Genomic DNA, 426 nt, shown 5'->3' with positions numbered 1-426 from the left:
GTCGGACACGCGTCCTGCATCGGGCGCCGACCGGGCGCGGCTCACTCTCCTTCATGCAGCACAGTGGCCCCATGCAGAGCAGCGGCCCCACGCCGAACACCGGAACCAGCAGCCGGCCCAACGTGCTGGTGATCATGTACGACCAGATCGCACCGTCGGCGCTGCGCTGCTACGGCAACCCGGTCACGCTCAGTCCGACGGTGGACCGGCTGGCCCGCGAGGGCGTGGTCTTCGACGCCGCCTACACCAACAGCCCGCTCTGCACGCCAGCCCGGTACTGCTTCATGACGGGCCAACTCCCCTCGGTGACAGGGGGATTCGACAACGCGGCCTTCCTGTCCAGCACCATCCCGACGTTCGCCCACCACGCCCGGCTGCAGGGGTACCGCACCGTCCTGGACGGCAAGATGCACTTCGTCGGGGCCG

At 69.2% G+C, this 426-nt stretch carries 1 protein-coding gene; it reads left to right on the top strand.

The features are described from left to right. Window positions 1-71: 71 nt before the first annotated feature. Window positions 72-426, top strand: a 355-nt coding sequence (locus Q4D18_RS11880; protein WP_303128684.1) for a sulfatase-like hydrolase/transferase, incomplete at its 3' end; no start/stop codon positions are given.

This window comes from Micrococcus sp., assembly GCF_030523875.1.
Taxonomy (GTDB): Bacteria; Actinomycetota; Actinomycetes; order Actinomycetales; family Micrococcaceae; genus Micrococcus.
This window is presented reverse-complemented; position numbering and strand designations above follow the sequence as displayed.